This is a genomic window from Ponticaulis sp., assembly GCF_029210165.1.
In the GTDB taxonomy this organism is placed as follows: Bacteria; Pseudomonadota; Alphaproteobacteria; order Caulobacterales; family Hyphomonadaceae; genus Ponticaulis.
Genome location: NZ_JARGNT010000001.1, coordinates 708,884 through 735,248, shown reverse-complemented (window position 1 = coordinate 735,248; position 26,365 = coordinate 708,884). Strand labels below are relative to the sequence as shown.

The 26,365-nt window shown below is 55.3% G+C and carries 24 protein-coding genes; 12 read left to right on the top strand and 12 right to left on the bottom strand.

Going from position 1 to position 26,365, the window contains the following annotated elements; genetic code table 11:
* Positions 1-333: 333 nt before the first annotated feature.
* Entirely contained in the window at positions 334-2,235 is a 1,902-nt protein-coding gene (locus tag P1U45_RS03695; RefSeq protein WP_301057549.1) for a PQQ-binding-like beta-propeller repeat protein, read from the bottom strand.
* A gap of 344 nt (positions 2,236-2,579) precedes the next feature.
* Here P1U45_RS03695 and P1U45_RS03690 point away from each other — a divergent pair, with 344 nt between their 5' ends.
* From P1U45_RS03690 to P1U45_RS03680, 3 genes are read left to right on the top strand one after another with little or no spacing between them, the layout of a single operon-like run.
* Complete coding sequence (locus tag P1U45_RS03690; RefSeq protein ID WP_301057548.1) at positions 2,580-3,686, top strand: porin; 1,107 nt, start codon at positions 2,580-2,582, stop codon at positions 3,684-3,686.
* Between the two features lie 11 nt (positions 3,687-3,697).
* A complete protein-coding gene (locus P1U45_RS03685) occupies positions 3,698-4,321 on the top strand; it encodes a hypothetical protein (RefSeq protein ID WP_301057547.1) in 624 nt (207 codons plus the stop codon).
* 1 nt (position 4,322) lies between these two features.
* The gene (locus tag P1U45_RS03680; protein ID WP_301057546.1) at positions 4,323-6,008 is read left to right on the top strand and encodes a HAMP domain-containing methyl-accepting chemotaxis protein; all 1,686 of its coding nucleotides are present in this window, start codon (positions 4,323-4,325) and stop codon (positions 6,006-6,008) included.
* 72 nt (positions 6,009-6,080) lie between these two features.
* On the opposite strand, the gene P1U45_RS03675 is transcribed toward P1U45_RS03680, so the two are convergent.
* Positions 6,081-6,887 (bottom strand): SDR family NAD(P)-dependent oxidoreductase, encoded by an 807-nt coding sequence (locus P1U45_RS03675; protein ID WP_366144977.1) that lies wholly within the window; start codon positions 6,885-6,887, stop codon positions 6,081-6,083.
* A 279-nt stretch (positions 6,888-7,166) separates the two neighbouring features.
* Between P1U45_RS03675 and P1U45_RS03670 the strand changes: the two genes are divergently transcribed.
* The 6 genes from P1U45_RS03670 to P1U45_RS03645 are packed head-to-tail and all read left to right on the top strand — an operon-like array spanning position 7,167 to position 12,359.
* Complete coding sequence (locus P1U45_RS03670) at positions 7,167-9,119, top strand: PQQ-binding-like beta-propeller repeat protein (RefSeq protein WP_301059281.1); 1,953 nt, start codon at positions 7,167-7,169, stop codon at positions 9,117-9,119.
* 2 nt (positions 9,120-9,121) lie between these two features.
* The gene (locus P1U45_RS03665) at positions 9,122-9,589 is read left to right on the top strand and encodes a hypothetical protein (protein ID WP_301057544.1); all 468 of its coding nucleotides are present in this window, start codon (positions 9,122-9,124) and stop codon (positions 9,587-9,589) included.
* Entirely contained in the window at positions 9,586-10,317 is a 732-nt protein-coding gene (locus P1U45_RS03660) for a HupE/UreJ family protein (RefSeq protein WP_301057543.1), read from the top strand. The genes P1U45_RS03665 and P1U45_RS03660 overlap by 4 nt, the downstream gene beginning before the upstream one ends.
* 1 nt (position 10,318) lies before the next feature.
* Entirely contained in the window at positions 10,319-10,879 is a 561-nt protein-coding gene (locus P1U45_RS03655) for a hypothetical protein (protein WP_301057542.1), read from the top strand.
* Positions 10,876-11,436, top strand: coding sequence for a DUF6644 family protein (locus P1U45_RS03650; RefSeq protein WP_293609284.1), 561 nt, complete (start codon positions 10,876-10,878; stop codon positions 11,434-11,436). Before P1U45_RS03655 ends, P1U45_RS03650 begins: the two co-directional genes overlap by 4 nt.
* Complete coding sequence (locus P1U45_RS03645) at positions 11,436-12,359, top strand: DUF6644 family protein (protein WP_301057541.1); 924 nt, start codon at positions 11,436-11,438, stop codon at positions 12,357-12,359. Before P1U45_RS03650 ends, P1U45_RS03645 begins: the two co-directional genes overlap by 1 nt.
* Before the next feature lie 150 nt (positions 12,360-12,509).
* On the opposite strand, the gene P1U45_RS03640 is transcribed toward P1U45_RS03645, so the two are convergent.
* The 9 genes from P1U45_RS03640 to P1U45_RS03600 form a co-directional block, all read right to left on the bottom strand.
* A complete protein-coding gene (locus P1U45_RS03640) occupies positions 12,510-12,956 on the bottom strand; it encodes a DUF6152 family protein (RefSeq protein WP_301057540.1) in 447 nt (148 codons plus the stop codon).
* Between the two features lie 102 nt (positions 12,957-13,058).
* The gene (locus tag P1U45_RS03635) at positions 13,059-14,120 is read right to left on the bottom strand and encodes a hypothetical protein (protein ID WP_301057539.1); all 1,062 of its coding nucleotides are present in this window, start codon (positions 14,118-14,120) and stop codon (positions 13,059-13,061) included.
* Between the two features lie 91 nt (positions 14,121-14,211).
* Positions 14,212-15,267, bottom strand: a complete 1,056-nt coding sequence (locus P1U45_RS03630) for a hypothetical protein (protein ID WP_301057538.1) — start codon at positions 15,265-15,267, stop codon at positions 14,212-14,214.
* Between the two features lie 76 nt (positions 15,268-15,343).
* Positions 15,344-16,408: a hypothetical protein gene (locus P1U45_RS03625; protein WP_301057537.1), complete on the bottom strand. Its 1,065-nt coding sequence runs from the start codon at positions 16,406-16,408 to the stop codon at positions 15,344-15,346.
* A 93-nt stretch (positions 16,409-16,501) separates the two neighbouring features.
* The gene (locus P1U45_RS03620) at positions 16,502-17,563 is read right to left on the bottom strand and encodes a hypothetical protein (protein WP_301057536.1); all 1,062 of its coding nucleotides are present in this window, start codon (positions 17,561-17,563) and stop codon (positions 16,502-16,504) included.
* Complete coding sequence (locus P1U45_RS03615) at positions 17,563-18,429, bottom strand: hypothetical protein (protein ID WP_301057535.1); 867 nt, start codon at positions 18,427-18,429, stop codon at positions 17,563-17,565. The genes P1U45_RS03620 and P1U45_RS03615 overlap by 1 nt, the downstream gene beginning before the upstream one ends.
* 152 nt (positions 18,430-18,581) lie before the next feature.
* A complete protein-coding gene (locus P1U45_RS03610; RefSeq protein ID WP_301057534.1) occupies positions 18,582-19,925 on the bottom strand; it encodes a serine hydrolase domain-containing protein in 1,344 nt (447 codons plus the stop codon).
* 85 nt (positions 19,926-20,010) lie between these two features.
* The gene (locus P1U45_RS03605) at positions 20,011-20,658 is read right to left on the bottom strand and encodes a TetR/AcrR family transcriptional regulator (protein ID WP_293607118.1); all 648 of its coding nucleotides are present in this window, start codon (positions 20,656-20,658) and stop codon (positions 20,011-20,013) included.
* A gap of 744 nt (positions 20,659-21,402) precedes the next feature.
* Positions 21,403-22,140, bottom strand: coding sequence for a GGDEF domain-containing protein (locus P1U45_RS03600; RefSeq protein ID WP_301057533.1), 738 nt, complete (start codon positions 22,138-22,140; stop codon positions 21,403-21,405).
* A 167-nt stretch (positions 22,141-22,307) separates the two neighbouring features.
* On the opposite strand from P1U45_RS03600, the gene purE reads away from it, so the two are divergent.
* Together purE and P1U45_RS03590 are read left to right on the top strand one after the other, a co-directional pair.
* Positions 22,308-22,799, top strand: a complete 492-nt coding sequence (gene purE, locus P1U45_RS03595; protein WP_301057532.1) for a 5-(carboxyamino)imidazole ribonucleotide mutase — start codon at positions 22,308-22,310, stop codon at positions 22,797-22,799.
* Positions 22,796-23,860, top strand: a complete 1,065-nt coding sequence (locus P1U45_RS03590; protein ID WP_301057531.1) for a 5-(carboxyamino)imidazole ribonucleotide synthase — start codon at positions 22,796-22,798, stop codon at positions 23,858-23,860. Before purE ends, P1U45_RS03590 begins: the two co-directional genes overlap by 4 nt.
* Here P1U45_RS03590 and P1U45_RS03585 read toward each other — a convergent pair.
* The gene (locus tag P1U45_RS03585; RefSeq protein WP_301057530.1) at positions 23,857-24,696 is read right to left on the bottom strand and encodes a 2OG-Fe(II) oxygenase; all 840 of its coding nucleotides are present in this window, start codon (positions 24,694-24,696) and stop codon (positions 23,857-23,859) included. The two genes, P1U45_RS03590 and P1U45_RS03585, sit on opposite strands and share 4 nt — an antisense overlap.
* 197 nt (positions 24,697-24,893) lie before the next feature.
* Between P1U45_RS03585 and leuC the strand changes: the two genes are divergently transcribed.
* Positions 24,894-26,294, top strand: coding sequence for a 3-isopropylmalate dehydratase large subunit (gene leuC, locus P1U45_RS03580; protein WP_301057529.1), 1,401 nt, complete (start codon positions 24,894-24,896; stop codon positions 26,292-26,294).
* The last annotated feature ends 71 nt before the right edge of the window (positions 26,295-26,365 follow it).

The following is a 26,365-nucleotide window of genomic DNA, read 5'->3' as shown; positions in this document are numbered from 1 at the left end:
ATTTTCAGAGGGTTGATTGATCTTTCGGCGTGCGCGAAGCGTGTTTCCCGCATTCTTGAACCGAATATGAATGAACGCGTCAGTTTTCGTTGTGAAAGCGTCAGCTAGACCGGATATGCGTTCAAAACTCGGAAGGGGGACGGACGCAGCTCGAAAGAGCAAGGGGACCCGGGAAGGTTGTGAGCGCGGGGACACAGAGACTGATTTCGCCCGAAATCACTCTGAGCGTTCGCGGCCTTCTTGTCCGCAGACTGCCGTTTCCATGAAATTCAGAGCATAAAAAAACGGAGCAACTTATCGCTGCTCCGCTTTGTTTGATGTCTTCTGGCTGGATTACTCAGCCGGTTCCAGTGCCACAAGCACGTTGCCCGCAGTCTGGCGGAAGGAGGCGTAGCCCGACCCGATCAGCAGCATGCCATTGCCGACGTTCACAGCATGGCTGTCGATAGAGCCGCCGCGCGCGCCTTCGACGCCATTGATCGTATCAAATTCGACCGCCGTATCTGTTACAGACAGGATATCACCGGTCGCGGCATCAAAGGCAAAGACTTTGCCGTCCAGCGTGCCCGCGATCAGTGCGCCATCCACAACGAGAGGGGTCGCGGAGAAGCCGAATTTCTGATCGCAGAGCGTAACCATGTCGCCGCGGCCATTTTCACAATCAGGTTCTGCCAGATATTCCCAGACAGGTTCGCCCGTTGCGATGTCGAATGTGTAGACACCCGGCACAGGGTTCTCTGTGCCGTAAGAAACAGGGTCATTGATGGTCAGGAAGACACGTTCGCCATCAATCGCGATGCCCCAGTGGTTGCCCCCAAGCGGTGTGCCATTGCCGATCTGGCGATCCCAGATGACATAACCGGCTGCCGCATCCAGTACCCAGACATGGCCGGATTTCTGACCGGCGACAAAAACGTCGCGTGGCTCGCCATCGATTTCGACGGTGGTCAGCGCTGCTGCACCGCCAAAGTCAAAGTCGCGACCGATATTTTCGTCATCCCAATGCCATGAGCAGTTCGGGCCCGCAGTTGAATCGTCGCCGCGGCAGTGCACGTTCCAGATGTCGTTTTCCATCGCCTGGAAGACCCAGTTCGGCTCGCCTGTGTCGAGGTCAAGGGCGATGATCGCATCAGAGGTGCGTGTCGCTGGGAAGGATGTGTTCTCGCCGGAGGTGACGATGACCTGATTGCGCGTCTCGTCGATGGTTGCCTGTGTCCAGATTGGTGCGCCAGACGGGCCGCGTTGCATCTGACCAAGGCTGTTGATGAGACCGTTATCTGTGGCCTCTTCCATAGTGTGCCATTCCCACTTCCAACTGCCGTCTGCGGCACTAAGAGCGGTCACGGAGCCGTGGCCCGTACAGCAATAATTGCCACCGCCGCCAACACCGGACGCGGAGATGTTCACGATGATTGTATCGTCATGCAGGACAACGCCGGAGCGGACACGTCCGCCGTCACCGCGACGCGGCTGTGCGGAGGCTTCCCAGAGCATTTCGCCAGTCAGCGCATTTACGGCATGCACATCAGCTGTGCCCGTCACGTAGAGTATTGTGTCGACGCCATCGATCTTGCCATAGGTGATCGGGGAGCGAGACATGCCTCCAGCATACGTCCACTTCACGCATTCATCCCGCGTGTCGAACGCTGCCAGAACGCCATCACCATTGATGAAGGTCGTGTTGCCGACGGTCGCCGGTGCAGCGCTCACATTCTGTGAATCAGGAAAGCCGATTGCCCAGGCAACCTGCAGATCGCGCATGTCTTCAGTAGTCAGGCCAGTATCTTCAGCCGATGCGTGGCGGGTAGAGCGCGTATCCACGCCAAATGTGGTGAATGACGCGTCGCCTGTCAGATCAACCGTGCGATTGTCCGCAGCACACATGAGGGGCTCTGCCCAGCTGCCTTCACCGCTTGTCGGTGTCTGGCCGGATACAAGATACTCAATGAGCGCGATTTTTTCGCTCATCTCCAGATGACCGGCCATGGCTTCCATCATGCCGCCTTCGCTGATGGCCGCGTAAATCTGTTCGCCAGTCATGCCTGTCAGAGTTTCAAAGCTCGCTGCTCGCGTATCGGCTGGATTGTCGTGGCACGCTGCGCAGTTTTCTTCGTAGATGATACGGCCTGGCAGATCGTCATCAGGCTGGTTTGCGTTCTGCGCGAATGCAGGCGAAAATGCGGAGCCTGCTAAGAGAGCGATCGTGGCGGTTGCCACGCGCATGGTGAGCTTCATTAATTTTCCTCCCGGGTGATGCCGCCCAATTTTGTGGGCATCCATCAAGATAGTTCACTATACTTGACTGTTTTGAGCCGGTTTGTCCATGGGTTTTTGCACACGTTAAGGTAAGCAACTTGTGACTTTCACCTGTTTTTGTTTGCAGAATTCAACGCAAAAGTGCAGCCCTGTGTTGGGACAATATACTTCGATAAATGATGGCAATTGGCGTATGTGAGGGGCTGGGTGCAGCGCCGGACTGGTTAACCGGAGCGCGCTAATTGTTCATCCTTTAAGCAACAAGGTCTCAATTCTATTCGGGTACGATCAGAAAAAACAAACATAACTTTCTGAGTATCCTAATGAATAAATTTTTTCTCTTATGTTCGTCTTGTCTGGCGCTAACTTTCTCTGCTTCCGCAGATGATCTGAATATTAAGCTGGGCGCGCATGCCTTCCTCGATTACGAGAATATTTCCGTAGGCGGCAACAACGTCGTGGACGGCACAAATCTGCGCCTTTTTCGTGTAGATGTCGGCGGGTCTGCTAACGGCTATAAATTCAAAAGCAATTTCGACATTAAAAACGGTGACGTGTTCATCCGTGACCTGTTCGTGGAATTTGGAGACGAGCTGACCGTGCGGGTCGGTAACTTCAAGATTATGAACGGCCTGGAGCAGCAATCGTCTCTTTATGCGACGACCTTCATGGAGCAATCGTCCGTTTCACGCATGAACGGTATCGGCCGTTCGCTGGGTATCGGTCTCTATAAGGCGTTCGGCGACATTCACCTCTCAGGTGCTGTTTATGGTCCGGATGCAAATGTCGTGGAAGATATTGATCTGTTCGGAGCATCTGCGCGTCTGGCCTGGACGAATACATTCGCTGATGAAAGCATTCTGCATCTGGGCGGTTCGCTTCGCTATCGCGATTCAAACGATCAGAGCCTGTTCTCTTACTCGCAGCGCCCGCTGGGTAGTTCGGCGCCTCGTACGGTTCGGGTCGGCGGAACAGCCGAGAGCGATCTCTTCCTTGGCGTTGAGGCGGCCTACATCAATGACGGCTTTACGCTGCAGGGTGAGTACGGCGTAACCGAGATTGACTGCCCGCCAACACTTTGTGCGAGTGATCCACAGGCAGAAGCATTCTATGTTGATGCGTCTTATGTCTGGGGCGGTCACCGTGTTTATCGCAACAGCCTGTTCAGCCGAACATCTATCGACCAGTCTATCCATGATGGCGGTCGCGGCGCATTCCAGCTGTCTGCACGCTACGACATGGCAGACCTCTCTGATGCTGCGCTGAATGGTGGCTCTCAAGACACCTATATGCTCGGCGGCACCTGGTATCTCGATCAGTATGTCCGCCTGATGGTGAACGTTGCTCACACTGAATACGACAACAGCCCGGCTTACGGGACTGGCGATGCAGATTCTGTGCTCTTCCGTGCTCAGATTGAGCTCTATTAAGGAATAACCCCATGCTGACCAGATCAGTATTTCATTCGGCTGCGATTGGGGCACTTCTTCTGTGCTCCATAAGCGGCGCCAGCGCGCAATCAGTGACGGATGTCCCGTCTACAGATCTGATCGACGATGCGTTTATCGCTGACCTTGAGGTCATGCTGAACTCGCCGGTCGTCCACCACGCTATTGATCATCAAAATGAGGTTCGTGCGAATATCTCCCAGACCGAGATTGATGCACTGGATCAGAGCTGGCGGGCTGAAACACAGACCGACGGTGCGCAGCCCGTCATCACGGCTGCGCTGGGTGCTCCGGCATCGACATATCTTTTGAGGGCGCAGGCCTCCTCCAAAGGACTGCTCAGTGAGATCTTCGTGATGGACCGCTTTGGTCTGAACGTCGCTCAGAGCAGTGTCACAAGTGACTTCTGGCAGGGTGATGAGGCCAAGTATCAGCGTACCTTCCCTGAAGGTGCGGGTGCGATTTTCATCGACGAGCCTGAATTCAATGACGAGGTTGGCGTCTGGCTGACGCAGGTCAATCTGACCATCGACCGGGACGGCACACCTATTGGTGTGGGGACTGTTGAAGTCAATTTAAGTGAGCTCGCACGACGTCGTGCGTATCAGGGGTCTTGATATGTTGAAGTCTCTGTCTGTTACCCTGAAAGCCGCAGCTGCATTCGCGATCATCGCGCTGATCTGTGCGGCGACTGGCCTTTCCATCTTTGTCTTCGCCGACAGTGTCCGCCGCGATTCCGTCGTGAACGAAGAACTCAACAGCGCTGTGCGCAGCCTTTCCAGCCTTGAAAGTGGGCTTAGCCAGCATTCGCTCACGGCGAACGCCTATCTTCTGTCGTCTGATGAGACATACCGCGAGGAGTTTCTGGCAGAGACCCCTCAGCTCGCTGCTGAATTTGATCATGTTGCAGAGATGTTTTCTGAAATTGATCCGGCTGCTGCCGCGGCAATTCGTTCGGTCAAATCCAGCTGGGAGTTGTATGCTCAGGACTGGATGGAACAGCAGTTTACGCTGATGCGTCGTCTGGAAACGATCGATTATGCCCGCGCACTTGAAAGCGAAGGCGAAGGTCGTCGCCGCCAGGCTGCCGTGGTTGAGCAAATCGCGGCCGTTCTGGCGGATATCTCGGCGAAGTCTGCGGAGCTATCGCAGCAGAGTATGACGGGCCTTGGTAACATTCTGATCGTTTCTGTCATCGCATCAGTCGTCTCTATCCTCGCATCTGTTGCGCTCGGCTTCCTGTTCAATGGTGTGGTCTCTCGTCCGCTTGCGAAAATTCGTGATGCAACGCAGGAGCTCGCCAAAGGCAATACGGATGTTCGTGTCGATGCCGGTGAAGGCAAAGATGAAGTCGCAGACCTTGCCCGAGCATTACAGGTCTTCCGTGACAACCTGATCCGCACGCGCCAGCTCGAAGAAGAGCAGGTCGCTGCACGCAAGCAGGCGGAGAAGGAAAAGCAGGAAACTCTGCAGCGCATTGCGACCCAGTTCGAGCAGGAAGTGTCAGGTGGTATCAACTCTCTGACAGACGTCATTGCTGAACTGAAATCCCTCTCCGATACAGTCGTTCTGGCAGCAGAAGACACAGGCAGCCGCGCAGGTGAAGTTTCACACGCAACGGAAGATTCTGCAGGCAATATTACGGCGGTAGCCGGTGCGACCGAAGAAATGTCTTCAACCATTCGCGAGATTTCCCAGCAGGTAAATCAGGTCGCCAGCATTGCAGCAACCGGTGAAACCGCTGGCAGCAATGTGGTGAAAGAAGTTGAAGGCCTTGAAGGCGTCGTCCGCGAGATCGAGTCGATTGTGAGCCTGATCTCTGACATTGCCGAGCAGACCAATCTTCTTGCGCTCAACGCAACGATTGAAGCGGCGCGTGCAGGTGAAGCCGGTAAAGGCTTTGCGGTGGTTGCAAGCGAGGTGAAAGCGCTCGCGTCACAGACTGCGTCCGCAACGGAATCTGTTGCTAACCAGATTTCCCGCGTCCGGACTTCGGTTGGCAGCGTTTCAGAGTCGTCTGACAATCTGAACGAGCTGATTGTGAAGCTGAATGATGTATCCGGCGCAATTGCCGCAGCCATGGAGCAGCAAGGCGCTTCGACGCAGGAAATTGCAAGTAATGTTGATCGCGCTGCACAATCAGCGGGTTCAGTGTCGGCCAGCATTGGTGAAGTTGCTAGTATTGCTCAACAAACCGGTCAGTCTTCACGCCGCATCGGTGAGCAGGCAGACGGAGCTATTCTGGAGGCTCGCCGTTTGAAAGAGCAGGCAGACAGCTTTGTGAAGCGTCTTCTGGCGAGCTAGGCTGCCACTCCTCCCAATAAAAAAGAGCGCCTCGTGAGGGGCGCTCTTTTCGTTTGATAAGGCTATCGGCCTTTAGCAGGTCGCGACAATGCCGCCGTCCAGCGCAATCGTCTGGCCGACGACATAAGAGCCGGCTTTCGATGACAGGAAGATCGCAACGCCTGCCGCATCCGATGGCGCGCCGACGCGGCCAGCTGGATTTTGCGCGCCGATAGCGCCCCAATCCACATCGTCGCCTTCGGTTTTGCCGCCAAAGCCGACACCCGTTGAAAGCATGTATGTCGGGAATGGGCCCGGTGCGATTGCGTTCACAGTGATGTTGTCGCCGATCAGGTGCGCAGACAGAACGCGTGTCAGGTGGTGAACGGCCGCTTTGGACGCGCTGTAAGAAGGCGTCAGCATTTTTGGTGTGCGCAGACCATCGATAGAGCCGATATTGATGACGCGTGCCGGATCTTCAGCTGTGCCTGCTGCGCGGAGCATTGGAAGCAGTTTCTGGGTCATGAAGAAAACGCCTTTGACGTTCACGTCCATGACTTTGTCCCAGCCCATTTCAGGGAATTCATCAATTGGTGCGCCCCATGCCGCACCGGCATTGTTGATGAGCACATCGACCTTGTCTGTGACTTTTCCCAGTTCAGATGCCAGGTGATTGACGCCGTCCATAGTGGACATGTCAGACGGGATCGCGCCGATATCGTCGCCATACGCTTTCAGGCGTTCGACAGCTTCTTCGCATGCAGCGGCTTTACGGGATGAAATAATGACTTTCGCGCCAGCTTTCAGAAAGCCTGCAGCCATCATCTCGCCAATACCGCGTGAACCACCAGTGATGACCACGGTTTTGCCGGCTACCGAGAATAAATTGTCAAAGTCCATCTGCATGGGCGTCTCCTTACTTGCTTGTTTCGTGTTTCCCCGATGAATACACGTCTCTGTATTCGTCTAATGCGGTTTCGTGTAGCATGACTGTTCAAAGTGCAAAGTAAAACTTGGCTTTACTGCGCTTCCGTTCCCCTCAGCGACCCGGATTTTCAGCGCCTAATGTCACCTGCGACAGTTTAGGATAGTTGACTATTTTTTTCTCTGATATAGCAATGTTTATAAGAGACAGAGGCCGAAAGAGCCTCAGCCATAACGGGAGGAAGCCTGGTGCAAATGCCAGCAAAGCGCGGAACGGCCCCAATTGCGGGAATATTGCTAGGCGGCATTTCGCTGTTGGTATTGGCTGGATGCGCCCAGACCGAGACCGCTTCTTCCGATACTGTGGATACCTCTGTTGCTGAAACTGTGGCTATGGAGGCGCGCGTAGAGACGCCGCATCCGGGCGCGCTTGTGTATCAGGAACGATGTGCGGACTGCCATGATGCAGGCGGAGACTTGCGCATGCCGAGCCTCGCTGATCTTCAGAATATGAGCGGCCCGTTCCTGCGCTATGCGGTTACGCAGGGCAAAATGCGCGATATGGCGACAGGTCTGAACCGCACGCAAATTGCTGACCTGATTGATTATCTTTCGCCCGCAGGCGAAACTGGCGATGTCGTCTCCGAGGCTGCACAGTGCGAAAGCACCGATATTGATTTTGATACCGTTCATGTTGGCTCATGGGGCGTGACAACAGATAATCAGCGGTATTTTGGCTCTCAATCGACGTCTCTGACGTCTGAGAATGTTGATGGGCTTGAACTCGCCTGGGCGTTCGGCATGCCGGGTACGTCCGACATGCGATCCTATCCTGTCGTTACGGAAGACACGATCTTCACGGCTGCAACGTCTGGTCACCTCTTTGCGATTGACCGCCAGTCCGGCTGCATCAAATGGCATAACCAGACAGAGCGCCCGATGCGTTCTGCTGTGTCGCTTGGCGAAGTTGGCGGCGCGCCCGCTATTTTCGTGATGGATGCCATTGGAACCGTCCATGCCTATCGCGGCGAAACCGGTGAAGCGCTCTGGTCGACTGAAGCTGCGCTTTTCAACACATCTATGGGCACGGGCGGTGTGGTGCCAGCAGGTAACCGCCTCATTGTGCCTATGTCGAACAATGATGCGCCGCGCGCCATGGATCCGCGTTTTGAGTGCTGCAAAGGCCATGGCGGCGTGCATGCACTGGATATGGAAACCGGCGAGATCCTCTGGACGACGCATATGACACCGGACGCTGAGCCGATTGGTGTGTCGTCTGTTGGGACACAGCAATGGGGCCCTTCCGGTGCGCCGGTCTGGGCAACGCCTGCCGTCGATCTGGAAAATGGCCGCGTCTATATTGGTACAGGCGAGAACACCTCGCTGCCGGCAACAGAAACAAGTGATGCGCTCATCGCGCTCGACCTTGAGACGGGTGAGATGCTCTGGGTGTATCAGGCCTGGGATCACGACACTTGGAACATGTCCTGCTCAGCGTTCCGTCCTGATGGTCCAAACTGCCCGACACCTGAAGGGCCGGACTATGACTTTGGCGGCGGCGTCACGTTCACGCAGCTCTCTGATGGCCGCGAGGTTGTGGTCGCAGGTCAAAAATCTGGCGACGTGCATGTCGTCGATGCCGAGACTGGCGAGCTTGTCTGGACGCGGAAGATTTCTGCAGGCTCAGCGCTCGGCGGTGTGCATTGGGGTGTCACCGTTTCCAATGGCCGCGTCTATGCGCCTACGGCCGACCCTGAATTTCCGATGGATCCGGCCGAATATAATCCGCAACCGGGGCTGTATGTGCTCGACCTTGATACAGGAGACATGCTCTGGTCAGTGAGCGCTGAGCGCGGATGCGATATTACGTATGCGGAACGCAACGAGCAGACTGAGCCTTGGCCGGACTGTTCTTTCTCCTACGGATATTCGGCGACGCCTGCATCTACGGATGAGCTCGTTGTTATTGGTGCGCTCGACGGAAACCTGTTCATATTCAATGCTGAAACGGGCGAGCGCCTCTGGGAATATGACACGGTTCGTGAATTTGAAACGGTGAACGGCATCTCCGCCCATGGCGGCGCGATTGATAATGCCGGGCCGTTCCTGGCGGGTGACATGCTTTATGTTCAGTCCGGCTATAGCGGTTTCAGCCAGATGCCGGGGAATGCACTCCTCGCTTTCCGGCTGACTGGGAAGGAAGAATAAAAATGAAAACATCTAACCTTGCGGTATTCGCACTCGGCGGGGCTTTGATGCTGTCGGCTTGCGGAAATAACGAAGAAGCCGAGATCGAAGCGCGCATGTCCGCTGTCGCGACATTCATGACTGAAGAAATGGATGAAACGGCAGACGGCATCTGGGACAATGCCGGCTACATCCTCACCGAAGAAGGTGAAGAGTCTCTCTTCCCGGAAACCGATGAAGAGTGGGCTGTCGTTATTCAGGCGACGGATGATCTGATTGCGCAAACGCGCCGTCTGCAGTCTGAAGAGTTTGCAGGCGATGACGAAGAGTGGATCGCGATTTCTGAAGGGCTGGTCGTGGCCGCTGGACGCGTGCGTGCCGCTGCTGAAGCGCGCGACGAAGACGAGCTGTTTGATGCGGGCGGTCAGGTCTATCGGGTCTGCCTTGCCTGCCATCAGCGCTACGCTCTGGATATTCAGAGAATTCGATGAACGCTCTTTCGTCTCCTTATAGCTATGATCGACAGGCTGTCTGGCGCATTGCGCTGACAGGCCTCGCGATTTGCTTGCTGTTCGCGTTGCCGTCTTTTGCCCATGACGTCTCGCAGCAGAATGCACGCTATATCGAGTCGATTTCCGGCTTTGCGCCAATTCCTTTTCTGTATCTCGGCGCCAAACATATGGTGACGGGCACAGACCATGTGCTCTTTCTGCTTGGCGTCGTTTTCTTCCTGCGCCAGTTCAAGGATATTCTGGTCTATGTGAGCCTGTTCACGATTGGCCATAGCCTCACGCTGCTCGGCGGTGTGCTGGGTGGCTTTCATGCCAACGAGTATTTAGTGGATGCAATCATCGGCCTGTCTGTTGTCTATAAAGCGTACGACAATATCGGTGGCTTCAAAAACTGGGGAGCTCTGCGGGTAAACCCGAAATGGGCGGTGGCTGCATTCGGCCTCGCGCACGGTACGGGCCTAGCGACCAAGCTTCAGGCACTATCGGTCTCTGAAGAGGGGCTGATCGCCAATATGATCAGCTTCAATATTGGCGTCGAACTCGGTCAGGTTCTGGTGCTCATATTCATTGTCAGCCTTTTGAATATCTGGCGTCAGGCATGCGGTTTCGAACAACAGGCCTGGTACGCGAACGTGCTGCTCATGACCGCTGGTTTCATTCTGTTCGGTCAGCATTCCTTTGCTTTCATTCAGTCAGGAGGTTTCTGAGATGAATGAGACTACGCGCGGAACGCTGCTTCCGCTTCTCTTTTCCATCATTGCTGCGGCGATCGTGCTCGTGCTCGCTGTTCTGCCCGCAGAGTTTGGCGTCGACCCGACAGGTTTTGGCCGGGCATCAGGCCTGATGGTGCTTTCTAATGAAGAGATGGAAACCACAAATTATAACGAGGCGGGTGAGGCCGATATCCGCTCCGACCGTCAGGTCTGGACGCTCGCGCCTTATGAAAACCTTGAATACAAATACCACCTGCTGGAAGGGCAATCTCTTCTGTTCGATTGGTCGGCGACGGCAGAAGTCGAGTACGATTTCCACACTGATGCGATGATTGACGGCGAAGAGGTCTCTGACAGCTTTGCCATCTCAGCAGGTACAGGCGCGCGCGGGAGCTATGTCGCTCCATATGACGGAATTCACGGCATCTTTTTTGAAAACCGCGGAGCGGAAGATGTCGAGATTACACTCGTGACTTACGGGTTCTATGACGAAGCCACCCTGTTTCGTGATGGAGGGGTCTACGAGGATCAAATAAACGGGGAGGGTACTGAATGAGAGATTTAATGCTGTGGCTCGATGGTCAGCAGCTAAGTGTCGCCTTACGGGAGTCGTTCCTGGTCTGGTCCGCGATCGAAGCGACACATATCATGACGCTGATGCTGTTTGTCGGAACCATCATCATGGTCGATCTGAGACTGCTTGGTGTGCTTTTCACCAAAACGCCGGTATCGGCGATTGAAAAGCGCATTCTGCCACTGACGATGGTCGGCTTTGCGGTTTTGATGATCACGGGCGTCGTTTTGTTCTACGCCAAGCCACTTACCTATTACAACAATATGTACTTCCGGCTGAAACTGATCGTGATCGCGCTCGCGATGATCAACATCATGGTGTTCCACTTCCGGGTTCAGCATGGTCAGGCGAAGTGGGATAATGCTGAAAAGCCGCCAATGAGCGCGCGCGTGATCGCCGGGCTATCACTTTCGAGCTGGGTGATTGTCGTCTGTCTCGGCCGTCTTATCGCGTATGGTGACTGGTTTCATTGCGCGACATTCAACGAGGGTGACTTCCTCTACTTCTTCTCTGATTGTCCGCAACTGGGAGGCCACTGATGTTGTTTGATCTGATCTACCAACTCGCAGGCAATGCCGACTTCTACTCCGACAATATCGAGCCGCTATTCCGCGCTACCGATCAGGGGCCTGCGGCGCGATTTGTGAAAGATGCGTGGTATTTTACGCCGATGGCGGGGTGTGTGCACCTTGTTGCACTATCTCTGTTGGGCGGCGCTACTCTGCTGGCTGACCTTCGGGTTGTTGGCCCGGGCGTCACGGCGCGTTCACCTGGTGAGCTGAACCGGAAAATGCACCCGTTCCTTGTCGGGGCAGCAATCGCACTGATTATCTCAGGCATTATGCTTGGGTTGGGCCAGGTGATGCGGATCTATAACAGTCCGCCATTCTGGCTGAAAATGGCAGGCTTGTTCTCCGCGCTCGTCTTTACCTTCACGACGCGAGACAGCGTAATTCGAAACAATGGCAAGTTCACGCCGGTCGCGATTATCGGCCTTGTGATCTCTATGCTGGTCTTCTGGTATGCCTGGATCGAGCTGACCGACTGGAGATATGCGGCCCGTCAGGCCTATCTCATTCTGATGCTGTTGATCGTAGGCTTTATCACCGCACCAATGTACCTGAAGAACGAGAAGGTGGAGAAACTCCGAGCTCTGCCAATGTATATTTCATTGCCGGGCTTTCTGGTTGTTGTTGGTGCTTTGATTTCCGCAGCATTCCTGCTTGCGCGGATCGACTATCAGTACTTCCATGAGCTCGACCTCAACGCGATGGGGATTGCTGCATTCTTCCATCCGTCCATTCTGGGCATGATGCTGGTGTCTTATATCGCCGGTGTGATTTCCTGGATTGGTATGGGCGCAGTGCAGACCCAGCCCTTGAGCATGCGCTTTGTCAGCATGATGAGCATGTTCCTCTGGCTCTCGGTGGCGATCTCTGGCCGCTGGATTGCCTTCTGGTAGGCGATAAGACTTAGCCATCCATCACGCGTAAAAGCCCGGGCCTATTGGCACGGGCTTTTTGTTTTATATCGCTGTTGAGAACAGACAAAAGAAAACCGCCTCTGGTGTGAACCAGAGGCGGCTTCGTGTCAGATTAGATCAGAGTTGATCTTATTCTGTCGGGTCAGAACCGTCTTCCGGAGCGCCTGTGCCTGAAGAACCTACGAACATTTGCTCGCCGTTCGGGAAGGTCACGTCACGGCCGTTAGCTTTACAAGCTGGCGCGCAAAGGCGGTCGATAGACTGGTAGCCACGAACAACGAGGTCTGTACCAGGTGACAGCGTGCGGCGGTTCAGACCAGCGCGCAGCAGAGTGTTTGGCGTACCACCTTCAACCATCCAAGGCTGAGAAGTGCCATCTTCCTGTTCCACATCGATGTGAATCCATGTGTGCGGGTTCACCCACTCAACGCGGGTTACTGTGCCTTCGAGCAGAACCGGCGCGTCAGCGTCGAACTCGGCAGAGAAAGCGTGGTGGGCGTAGGATGCGCCAGCAATCAGGGCTACAGCTGTCGCTGTACCGAATGCTGCGAGTGTCTTTTTCCCCATTTTAATCATGTACGTTGCCTCCAGATTATAAGTGTGCGGGCCACTTTATGTTAGTTTAATATCACGACCCGCATGAATATCAACTGAATGAGTCAGTTGGACTGCTTTTTGTTATTGGCCACCATTTGCTTCGGCAGCGGCCTCAGCCGCGAGACGCTCTTCGCGGCGCGCGCCAGCGAGAATGCCCGGCAGTGAGTAATTGCCTTCATGGCAAGCATACTCGTAAATCGGGCCATCTGTCGCCCATAGAGGCATCTCGGCGCTCCATGGCTGTGTGAAGAGGTCCGGATCTGTGACCGTGTACTCGTAGAAAATTGTGTCATCAGCGACGCGGGTAAAGCGCTCTTCGACAACTGTATCTTCCTGAAGGTAGAAGCGTTGTGCCTGAGAGGAGCGCTGGTTCATATCCGGATGGAAATTGGTCGTCTCAACGACGAGTGTGTCGCCTTCCCAATGGCCGACGGAATCACCGAGCCATTGCGCCATGTCAGGACCGCGATGTTCTGCATTCATGCGGATCTGGCGGGCGTTGTGGTTCATTTCAACGAGCAGTACGATCAGGTCGTCTGTCTGGAAAAACTGGACGTGATTGTTATAGAGCACGTTCAGCATTGGCGGTGCGCCGGTGGAGCCATAACCGACTGTGCAGCGCTCGGCTGCGGAACGGTTTTCCGGGTTATCGTAATTGTGCCAGGCCAGAGCCACGGCTTCTTCCATTTCTGCGCGGCCTTCCTCGGAATACGGGATGCGGCCGTCAGCCGGATCAACGATCCATGAAGAACGATACTCGCCATTTACAACGCCAAGCGTGCTGCCGGGATCGAGCCAGAACGCGTTATACCCGCCAACACTGCCACCAGCTTCCGGTGCTTCGCGGATTTCGTCAGGATTACGAGCAGAATTGCGCTGGTCGAACATGCGCGCACGCATTTCTTCAGCGTTCTGGGCAATCTCCGGCGGGATGACGAGCGTGTCGAACATCGGGCTGCGTTCGATTGATGTAATGGACGCTTTGGACCAGACGCCAGCAAAGCTCGGCGTGCCGTCTTCCATGCGTGGCGGTTCATAATTCGGGTCCCAAGGAGCTGGTCCGTCCTGAGCGGCGGCACCAGACATGCCGATCGCGATGAAACTTATGGTCGCCGTGAGGCATTTGGTCAGGCGTGATGTCATTGCTGTTTTTCCCCGGGCTATGACGTTTTTATTCTTGAGGCAGGTCGCTCGTTCAGCTGGTATAATACTGACGACCGGCAGCTTGTTTGGTTTAATTCGTGGTCTCACCGTTTTCGGCAGCTTCACGTGCGAGGGCTTCCTCACGGCGGGCTCCACCTAAAATGCCCGGCAGAGAGTAATTTCCTTCATGGCAGGCATATTCGTAGATCGGGCCTTCAGCCGCCCAGAGCGGCATCTCGGCACGCCATGGCTGGGTGTAAAGATCCGGATCAGTGACGGTGAATTCGTAGAAGATCACATCGTCTGCTACGCGCGTGAAACGTTCTTCAACAACAGTGTCTTCCTCGACATAGAGGCGGTGGCGGATTGCCCCGCGGATAAGGTTTCCAGGATGGAAGTTGGTCGTTTCAACGACAAGCGTATCACCTTCCCAGTGTCCGACGGAATCGCCAAGCCATTGATGCATTTCAGGCGCGCGGTGTTCTTCATTCAGCCGCACCATACGTGCATTGTGGTTCATCTCGACAAGAATGGAGACGACATCTTCGGTCTGATAGAACTGGACATGGTTGTTATAGAGCACGTTCAACATTGGCGCGCCGCCCGTAGAGCCGAAGCCTACTGTGCAACGTTCACCAGCTGAGCGTACTTCAGGGTCATCAAAGCTGCGTTGGCTCATGGCATCTGCCATTGCCGCGCGGCCTTCCTCTGAATACGGGACCTTGCCATCTGCAGGATCAACGATCCATGAGGAGCGGTATTCGCCGTTAACAACGCCGATCCGGTCGCCCATATCCATCCAGAATGTATTGTACCCGCCAACATCCTGACCGGCTTCCGGTGCAGGTGCATCGGGATCGGTCGGGCCCTGGCTGGCTTCCATCGCCATAGCCTGACCGTTCTCGATCGCCCGCGCGACGGCTGGCGCAATCATCAGGTCGGCAAATTGCGGTGTGCGCTCCAGTACGGTGAGTGACGCTTTAGACCAGACACCAGCAAAGCTTGGTGTGCCGTCTGCCATGCGAGGCGGTTCGTAATTCGGGTCCCACGCCTCTGGCGCGTCCTGTGCTGAAGCGGTGGCTGCGCCAGTTACCGTCATCACGGTAAGCGCAGTCGCTGCGGCTAGTTTCTTTAATGCCGATTGCACGACATATCCTCCCTAACTCGTGTCGAACGGGCCAACCTCATTATTCGGGTCAGCTCTGTTCATAGCGTCCGGCGAATTATTCGCCGCCGCTGTTCTCGCTCGCAGCTTCGCGGGCGAGAGCTTCCTGGCGACGCGCGCCAGCAAGAATGCCTGGAAGAGAATAATTCCCTTCATGACAGGCGTATTCGTAGATTGGGCCTTCAGCCGCCCATAGTGGCATTTCAGCCGACCATGGCTGGGTGAACAAATCCGGGTCTGTCACTGTGAACTCATAATGGATGACGTCGTCAGACACGCGGGTGAAGCGTTCCTCGACAAGAGAATCCGGCTGCAGATACAGATAGTGGCGGATGGCGGAGCGAACCGAGTTCTGCGGATGGAAATTGGTGGTTTCCACAACAAGCGTGTCGCCTTCCCAGTGGCCGATGGAATCGCCAAGCCATGTGCGCATTTCCGGATCGCGGTGCTCCGTGTTCATCCGGATAATGCGGGCGTTATGGTTCATTTCCGCCAGAATGCGGATTGTATCCCCATCCTGAAAGAACTGGACGTGGTTATTGTAGAGCACGTTCAGCATTGGCGGCGTGCCAGTAGAGCCAAAGCCGACGGAGCAACGCTCGCCCGCCATGCGGATTTCCGGATCGTCAAAGTTTTCACGCGCTTCCTGACGCGCAGAAAAAGCCTCTTCGCGGCCCGCTTCAGTGTACGGAATTTGTCCGTCAGCCGGGTCGACAATCCAGGACGAGCGATACTCGCCATCAATCACGCCCAGCGCGGTGCCGGGGTCGGTCCAGAAGGCGTTATAGCCGCCAACATTCTGGCCCGCTTCCGGGGCTTCCAGCTCGTTCGGGTCGCGTGGGGCGTTAGCTGCTTCGGTCGCTGCGGCACGGCCCTGCTCAATGCGCTGGGCAATCGCCGGCGGAATGACAAGATCACTGAATTGCGGGCTGCGCTCAAGCACAGTGAGAGATGCTTTTGACCAGATGCCGGCAAAGCTTGGCGTGCCGTCTTCCATGCGGGGCGGCTCATAGGTCGGGTCCCATGCAGGCGGCGCGTCCTGTGCGGAGGCAGCCAGCGCCATCGCGCTTACAAGCATGGAAATGGCGCCCTTAGAAACCAGGTTCTTTAACGGTGATGTCATGTCGCGCTCCCTAAATTGGTTATTATAGTCTGAGATGCGCGGTGCGCGTTGATAAAACGCGCACCGGTGTGGTCATCTCTGAAAGCGGCAGGTCTATTCCCCGCCACCTCCGTTAGCAGCAGCTTCCGCTGCCAGACGTTCTTCGCGTCGTGCGCCCGCCAGAATACCCGGCAGAGAGTAGTTGCCTTCATGGCAGGCATACTCATAGATCGGGCCTTCAGCCGCCCAGATCGGCATCTCGCCGCGCCATGGCTGTGTGAACAGATCCGGGTCAGTCACGGTGAACTCGTAATGGATCACTTCGTCAGATACGCGTGTGAAGCGCTCTTCTACGACTGTATCCGGTTCGAAATACAGCTCGTGACGAATAGCCGTGCGAATAGAGTTATCCGGGTGGAAATTGGTCGTTTCCACGACGAGCGTATCGCCTTCCCAGTGTCCAATCGAATCGCCAAGCCATTCACGCATTTCCGGACCACGGTGTTCCGCATTCATGCGGATCATGCGAGCATTGTGGTTCATTTCTGCGAGAATAACGATCAGGTCTTCCTGTTGGAAGAACTGAATATGGTTGTTGTAAAGCACGTTCAGCATAGGCGGTGCGCCTGTAGAGCCGAAACCGACTGTGCAACGTTCGCCTGCAGAGCGGACTTCCGGATCAGAGAAGCTGTTACGCATGTTTGAAATGGCGTTTTCGGCTTCTTCACGGGCTGCGTCTGTATAAGGGATCTGGCCGTCGGCCGGATCGACAATCCAAGATGAGCGATATTCGCCGTCAATGACGCCGAGTGCATTGCCCGGGTCCATCCAGAAACGGTTATAGCCGCCCACGCCAGCGCCGCCCGCTTCAGGTGCCTGACGGATTTCGTCAGGGTCGCGCGCTGCATTGGCGCGCTCTGTCGCTGCGGCGTTGCCGGACTCGATCGCTTGCGCCATGGCAGGCGGGATCACGAGATCGGAGAACTGGCGTCCGCGTGTCAGAACGGTAAGGGATGCCTTCGACCACACACCGGCAAAGCTTGGTGTGCCATCTTCCATGCGTGGCGGTTCATAGTCCGGATCCCATGGGGCCGGACCATCCTGAGCCATCGCACCCGGCATGGCAGCGAGAAGTCCCGCTACCGCCGAGGCTGTGAGAAGTTTGAGCGCTTTCATTAGTCAAGCGGCTCCCGGCGCAGGTGGCCGTGAAGAAGTTCTTCAACAAATTCAACGCAGTTGAATTCGAGGATCTGAGCGTCTTCTTCGATCTGGCGGTAGAGCACCATGGAGATTTCCCAAGGCTCTGTGTAGGTTTCCGGCTCGACGATCGTCGCTGTGTAGCGAATGTGATTGTCGTCAATACGGGAATAACGCTCTGTGACTTCTGCGCCGTATGGCAGGAAGTTGCCTGCGCGGTCGAGCCATGTCTGACCGTTCTGGTATTTGACTTCGATTACAAAGTCATCGCCGTCCCAGTAACCATAGTTCTGACCCATCCAGCTATCGACCGGCGCTTCGCCCGGATCTTCGCCAAGGAAGACGTTACGAACTGCGCCAGCATATTCGTAAGCCATCAGCATCTGGCCCTGTTCCTCATTCATGATGATCTGGAACGGGAATGGCATATAGTTCGCGCGCGGAACGCCCGGCTGGTAGCATTTGATATTCGGGTCGCGATCAATCCAGTTTTCAAAATTCGCATCGCGGCGCTCGAGTGCGTCCGCTGTATATGGAATGTCGCCCGTGCTTACGACGCTTTCGCCCGCTGGAACCGCGCCAATGGCGCCCAGTGCGACAACGCGGCTATCAGGCAGAGGGCCGTATGGACCTTCACGCAATTGCATAGCATGGCGTGCATGGTGTGCTTCCAGGTCGTAGTAAGCGCGATTGTTGACGCGCCAGACGCCGTTCAGGTCTGGACGAGCGCTTTCTTCAGCAACAGCTGGTGCCGCCGCGGTTGTTGTCGCTGTACCGGTTGATTGCGCAGTCGCGCAGCCGGCCAGCAGCGCCATCGCTGCAGCGGCTGAAAACAAAGCCTTCATGTATATCCTCCCGCGAAAGGCATTTTTGCCTTTCTGACTCCTCACTTAAGTTGGCAGCTGGCGGCGCTTTTGCGCACTCTGCCAGCCTGCCATTGAATTTGTGATACTTAACTACACGAATGTCAAGTTAGGTAAATTTACCAGCTGGCTGATTACTCGACCAGAGCGCCATAGACGGCTTCACGGCTCGCACCGCGCGGGTCAAACTGCGATTCAGGATCGCCTGCGAACAGCTGGATCATGCCGATGAAATAGAGGTCATTGGCAGGGTCGATCCAGAACCATGTTCCGGCAGCACCGCCCCAGTAATATGTGCCGGGGCCTTGTCCTGTACCTGTGGCGGACGGGTCCATAACGATGCCGAAATCAAGACCGAAGCCATGGCCTTCAGCGCCTGTTGCGCGCCCCGCATTGCCGTTGGACCAGAGCTCCATGTCCGGACCGAGTACGTTTGTGCGCATCAGCTCGACAGTATCTTCGCGGATAATGCGGTGGCCGTTCAGTTCGCCGCCATTGAGCATCATCTGACAGAAATTCTTATAGTCATCGAGTGTCGAGACGAGGCCGCCGCCACCGGATTCCATAGGTACCGTATCTTCACGGAAACGCGTTTCGAGCGTCGGGACAGTTACCAGTCGATCATATTCCTGACTGAAGGTGAAAACATCAGACAGGCGGTCATAATCGGCTTCCGGAACGAAGAAGCCGGTATCGTCCATGCCAAGTGGTGTGAAGATGTTTTCGTCGAGGAATTCGCCAAAGCTCTGGCCTGAAAGCTTCTCTACAATGTAGCCCTGCACATCGACAGCGGCGCTGTAATACCAGTCATCGCCCGGCTGGAAGAGCAGGGGAACGTCAGCGATCGCATCAATGAAGGAGTCCAGATCCGGCTCTCGCAGAATGCGGCGCTCGCGGAAGGCTTCATTCGCGATATCCGTGCCGCCCAGACCGTAGGCAAAACCTGCCTGATGGCTCATGACTTCGCGCATGGTTGGCGGGCGGTTCGCATCAACCAGACGCGGTGTGCCGTCTTCATTCATACCGTCCAGAACGCGAAGATTTTCAAATTCCGGAATGTACTCAGTGACCGGATCGTCGAGGTCCCACAGGCCCTGTTCCCACAGCATCATCATGGCAACGCCGGTTATCGGCTTGGACATGGAGTAGATGCGGTAAATCGTATCTTCCTGAATCGGCGCGTTCGTTTGAGTTGAGGCGAGACCGAAGTAATTGCGTGCGATTTCTTCTTCGCCGGATACCAGAAGATAAGACAGGCCGATGACTTCGCCGGACTCAACCGCCTGACGCATGGCGTCGTCCAGGTTTTGAAGGCCTTCTGCAGAAAAGCGGCTTTCATGGATTTCGGTTTGTTCAACAGCGGCTGGCGCGGATTCCGAACTTGTCGGATTACATGCGCCAAGCGCAAGCAGCGCGGCAAAACATGCGCCAGCGATCAGCTTTGGGCGCAGTAAGCCCGTCGTCTCGGTTGTGTTCAAGGTATCCTCCCACGGATTATGTTCTCTCTTTAATAGAGTGAACTATGCATAATCGCGGGAGGTGTGCCAGTGATTTTAAACGCGCTCAGGCCGGTGTGGATTCAGCGCTTACTTTCTCCGGAGCTTTCGCGGGTGCTTTCACCAGATCGGAGAACATTTCAGTGACGGTATCGATAACCTGCAGTGTTTCAGCTTTCAGGTCTGTATCATGGTCTTTGAAGTTCATTCGGACATAGTGGTTGCCCGACATGAGCATGCCGGCAACGAGGCGCGGTGTTGTCACGCCTTCAAACGGCATGCCGAAATCTTTCGCCAGATGTTTGGTTAGAAGATCTTCATACTCGCCACGGATCGCGAGTGTCGCGCCCATAATAGTTGGCGTTGAATAGCTCATGCGAAGGTGGGACCGAAATGCCTCGGCGTCTTCCAGAAGCGTATCAACGGTTTCGGACATCCAGTTGCGCCAGAACGCAAATGTGCTTTGAGACGCGTCGCGCTTGCTGATCGCTTCTTCGAAAAGGCGCAGCCAGTATTCATCGCCTGCTTTTGCGAGATCCTGTTTCGTGCCGAAGTGACGGTAAAGTGTCTGGACGTGCAGGCCAGCTGCTTCCGCGACTTCTTCGAGTGTCGTGTTGTCGTAACCTTTGGTCAGAAACAGGTGGCGGGCAGACCTGACGAGTTTCAGGCGCGTCTCCATTTTCCGTTTCGTACGCAATGGAAATTTCGTCGTCATGTCTTTCGTCCGTCTTTCTTTCTTGTCCCAGTTGGTTCGGGTTCGTTTTTTATAACGAGCCCGATACATTCCATGCCGAGACTCAAGCAAGGCATATGATCACAGCATATAAGTGATTAAAAGCTCGCAAACCTCATACTTTTATCGGATTTCGCTATAAAAAAGCTTAAAAAATGCCCATGAACGCTGTCGTTCTCACTTGGAACACAGATTTTCCGGGTGAGCTATGCAGGATTGTGTCGCACCTATGCAGGTCGTGCTATGCGCAATTTTGCCAGAAAAAGAGGCGGTCGGAAACCGACCGCCTTCAGGTCTTCTGGGAAAGAAAAGACAGACTCTCAACCCTTGCACAGGGGAAAAAGAGACTGACCTCGGAGCGCCGGAAGCCGGCTCTCCTACGAGACGGCAATACAAGGGAATGCCGCGTCGTTTGTTTTGAGGCGGATACTACACAGGCAGGCACCGCGCTCAATTCTGTCGTGGAAGAGTTTGTCGCTGTTCGATTTATTCGAACGCGCCTTGCTGCACTCCCCCAAATGCAAGCCTCGTAAAACGGCCCCGTCGGGCGATTTCATGATAGGCTCACTACATCTTTAGTGCAGGCTATTAAACGCGTACAGTTTCGTGATCAACTCACTAATTGCAGAAAAAATACTAAAGCATGCCGCAGCGTAAGCGCTGACGCGTTTTCAAACGCCGCTGCACGATAAACGGGCGGTGCTTTGTTTCTGCATTTGAGGGGGTTCAGGCGCGTGCTTTGTTCTTCAGGCGCTTCTGAATGTACATGGCTTCGTCGGCGCGCTCGATGAAGTGCTCCGGTGTTTCACCGCGTTCCCAGACAGCAACACCGCATGAGACATCGAGTGTCATGGCAGCACTTGCTTCGCCAAATTCCATCTCTTTGAGGTCATCAGAAAAGAAACCCGCCTTCTGGGCGGCTTGCTCTTCTTCTGCGTTAAGAAGGAGTACAGCGAACTCGTCTCCGCCCATGCGGCCGACGAGGTCGGACTGGCGAACATGCTTCTTAATGATGGAGACAAAGGATTTTAGCGCCATGTCGCCGGTCGAGTGACCAAGAGAGTCATTGAGCGCTTTAAAGTAATCCAGGTCCATATAGACGAGACAGACGGTGGTGCCGTAGCGCTCACAGAAGGAAATCTGTTTAGCAAGCTCACGCATGAAAGCGCGGCGGTTATATACCGGCAAAAGCGGGTCGTGGTCAGCAATGTCGCGCGCCTGATCCAGCGCAGCGTTTAGCGATTGGACGGTTTCGAGAAGATTCTGGCGCTCGGTCATAAGACCAACCAGCATGTGGAGCTGGTTTGGCGTGAGGTCGTCTACCGACCAGCCGGACGCATTGAGAAATGTGTTGAGCGACGCGCGAACGGAATCGGACGTGCGATCATTGTTTCCCCCGCCCGGATAGAGCTGGAGAACCTTTCCTGATGTCCAATTCTGATGACCCGAAGGCGTGTCAGACATTAAATCATTCCTCGCAATTCTATTAAGAATGCGCTGAATGGCTTAGTGGACGGTTAACGATAGGCGATTTTTTCTTTAAAAAACCGGAAGGAAACCGCGCAATTGCAGAGGGTCTTGCCAGCGGGAACAAAATCCATAAGTTGTCCCTTTGCCGGAGCACACCCGCTATGACAACCACGCCTCAGGTTGGGATTATTATGGGCAGTCAGTCTGACTGGCCGGTTCTCTCCGCCGCCCATGATATGCTTGAATCCCTTGGTGTTGCACATGAGTGCAAGATCGTGTCTGCCCACCGTACGCCAGACCGTATGTTTACCTATGCACGCGAAGCCGAGGCGCGCGGTGTTCAGGTGATTATCGCCGGTGCAGGCGGGGCAGCCCACCTTCCAGGCATGGTCGCGGCGCTGACCCATTTGCCAGTGTTTGGCGTTCCAATGGAAAGCAAAGCGCTCAAAGGCATGGATAGCCTTCTGTCTATTGTTCAGATGCCGAAGGGTGTTCCTGTTGGCACGTTGGCGATTGGCGGCGCAGGCGCTGCGAACGCTGCTTTGTTGGCGGCGTCTGTTGTCGCGCTTCATGATGAAGACGTACGTGCACGCCTGATTGCGTTCCGCGAAGAGCAAAGCGCCGCGGTGACAGAGGAACCGGTAGACCAATGACACCTTTACCCGTCGGCTCGGTGATTGGAATTCTGGGCGACGGTCAGCTTGGCCGGATGCTTGCCACCGAGGCGGCCCGGCTCGGCTTTGATGTTGTTGTGTTTGGACAGGATGAGGATAGTCCTGCGCGACGTGTCGCGTCACATTCGATTATCGCAGACTACACTGATCGTGACGCGCTTGCGGAGTTATCTGTCCGTTGCGATCTGATCACGCTGGAATTTGAGAACGTGCCTGTTGAGGCGCTGCAAATCCTTGAGGACATGGGCGTTACCGTTTGCCCGGGCCAGACTTCTCTTAAAATCTGTCAGGACCGCCATCTGGAAAAGTCTTTCTCACGCGATGCGGGCGTGATGACGGCAGATTATCACGTAGTAAACACCGTTGATGAGGCGATTACGGCGTTTGAGGCGCTCGGCGGAAACGGCATTCTGAAAACACGCCGCGACGGATATGACGGGCATGGCCAGCGTCGGCTGAAGCCTGAAGACAGTCCGGTTCAGGCGTTTGAAGATTTACGTGAAGCGCCATGCGTGTTCGAGGCGCTCGTCCCTTTCGCCGGAGAAATGTCTGTCATCGTGGCGCGCCGCGTCGATGGTAAAATGGCAACGTTCGAGCCTGCCGAGAATATTCATAAGAACGGTATTCTCCACATCTCACGTGCGCCGTCGCGTTATGCCGAAGAGACAAAACAGGCTGCTATCGAGGCGGCAAAAAATCTCGCAGAGGCGCTCGGCCATGTGGGTGTCATGGCGTGTGAATTCTTCGTTCTGGAGTCGGGCGAGATCCTTCTCAATGAGATCGCGCCGCGCGTCCATAATTCAGGCCATTGGACACCGGAAGCCTGCATCACCGGTCAGTTCGAGCAGCATATCCGCGCTATTGCGGGCTGGCCGCTTGGTAGTACAGACCGTCTCATGGATGTTGAGATGGAGAATCTGCTCGGTGACGATGTGATGAAGGCTTATGGATCAGCTGGTCCGGGCGATATGATCACGCTCTATGGCAAGCGGGAAATGCGCGCCGGCCGGAAAATGGGCCATATCGTCAAGAAGCTCTAAAGCTTCGAAAACCCCGGATCATCAAACATTGGGCCCCAGCCGCGTTCTCTGAACCATTTGGTGATGATGTATTTCTCGCCCTGACGCGGCTTCATGCCATGGTGCAGGGTGAAAGGGTTCACGCTGCCATCGGCATTGAGGTTGTTCCAGATAACGGCCATGCCCTGTTTCGGGCGGAACAGTTTTTCCAGTCTCGGAAACCGCGTCGCGCCGCCTTCCGGCGTGGAATTCAGATAGATCATAAAGGTCCAGGTGCGCTGGCCGCGTTCTGCCGTATTCGGTTCGAATTCTTTGGTTCTTGGTTCGAAATAATCGGTGTGAGATTTGAACTCCTGACCGATCTCGTACTTCTGGCCCTGCGTTGGCTCCGAATAGCTCCAGTGAATGCCAAGGCCCTCGGCCGTCTTGCGATCGAGCATAAAGACATGCGGATCAGCAATATCGCCCAAATCGCACGTGGACGACGTGCGGACATATTTATCGCCGCGCGTGTCTGTAACCTCTGACGGGCGCAAATGCTGGTTGATGACGTCGATCGTCTTCTCGCACTCGTCCGGTGTCAGGAAATTTTCCCAACTGAAAACCTGCGCCTTACGGGATGCGATTTTCTTCAGCCCGGCTGTTTCTGTGAACTTTCTGGTGATCGCGCAATTGGCGAGCGCTTCGTAGTCGACCGGAGCAGTGGGTTCGAGCGCGCGGTCAAAAACGCGTGCAATCTCGCCCTCTGGCACAAGCTGCTTTGACATCTCTGCTTTCAGCATGGACGGAGAAACCCCGCGATGGAGGTTTGTCCAGACCCAGCTGGTCCACTCATTAAGCTTGGCTTCTGTAAGCATGGCGTCTCGTGCAGTGTTTGCTCTGCTACTTTATGGCTTACGCGCTGGTCAGAATGCAACCAACTCTACACATAGGTGAGACCGGGCATTATCTCTGATATTCGTCAGGCGCAAACTTATGCCTCAGTGACTGGACAAACGCTTTGCGTCTTGAAAGAAGAGCGCGTGAATTTTTCTCTTATGGGTAAAAAAGACTTATGACTGGCAAAACGCTCTACGACAAAATCTGGGATGCACATCTGGTGGATGAAACTCCGGATGGTGATGCGCTGCTATTCATCGATCTTCACCTTATCCATGAGGTAACGACGCCTCAGGCGTTTGCGGGCCTTAAATCTGCAGGCCGCAATGTGCGCCGCCCTGACCTGACGCTCGCTGTCGCGGACCACAACACGCCGACAGAAAATCAGGCGGCAGGCATTGATGGTGTCACAGACCCGGAAGCGAAGAACCAGCTCGCAACGCTTTCACGTAATGTGAAAGAGTATGGCATCGAGTTCTTCCCGATGGGCGACATCCGTAATGGTATCGTTCACGTCGTCGGGCCGGAGCAGGGGCGTACTCAGCCGGGGCTCACGATCGTTTGCGGTGACAGCCACACCTCCACGCACGGCGCGTTTGGCGCGCTGGCGCACGGCATTGGTACATCCGAAGTTGAGCACGTTCTGGCGACTCAGACTCTGCGCGCCCGCAAGATGAAGAATTTGGCTGTGCGTGTGAATGGTGAACTTCAGGAAGGTGTGACGGCGAAAGATATCGCGCTTCACCTGATTGGAATGATCGGCACAGCGGGCGGAACAGGCTGCGTTATTGAGTTCATGGGTGACGCAATTCGCGGGCTCGATATGGAGGGCCGTATGACCCTCTGTAACCTCTCGATCGAAGGCGGTGCACGTGCTGGCCTCGTGGCGCCAGATGAGGTCACGTTTGAATATATGAAGGGTCGTCCTGCTGCGCCAAAAGGCGGCGCTTGGGAAATGGCGCTTGCGCACTGGAAAACGCTCTTCTCTGATGATGATGCCCAATGGGATCATGTGATTGAGATTAATGCTGCCGACATTCCGCCAACTGTCACCTGGGGCACAAGCCCTGAGCAGGCTCTGCCTTTGTCTGCGAGCATTCCTGCGCCGGAAGATTTTGATGATCCTATCAAGAAAGAGGCTGCGACCCGCGCGATCAAATATATGGGCCTCACACCGGGTGAACCGATTTCGGGCCTGAAGATCGACCGTGTCTTTATTGGATCCTGTACAAACTCCCGCCTCGCGGACCTGCGTGCTGCGGCGAAAGAAGTTGAAGGCAAGACCATTGCCGAGGGCGTGCGCGCCATGGTGGTCCCGGGTTCCGGTCTCGTGCGCGCGGCAGCCGAAGAAGAAGGTCTCGACGAGATCTTCACAGCGGCTGGCTTTGAATGGCGTGAGCCGGGCTGTTCTATGTGCCTTGGTATGAACCCTGATACGCTGGAGCCGGGCGAGCGTTGCGCGTCGACCTCCAACCGGAATTTTGAGGGCCGTCAGGGCCGCGATGGCCGTACGCACCTTGTCAGCCCACGCATTGCTGCGCGCGCAGCTCTGTCTGGAACGCTTGGCGGAGAATAACCGCTTCGCCAGCCATTTCTGTTCTTTCGCAACGCCGCGAACGCATCCATGATTCCCGATGTGAAATCATT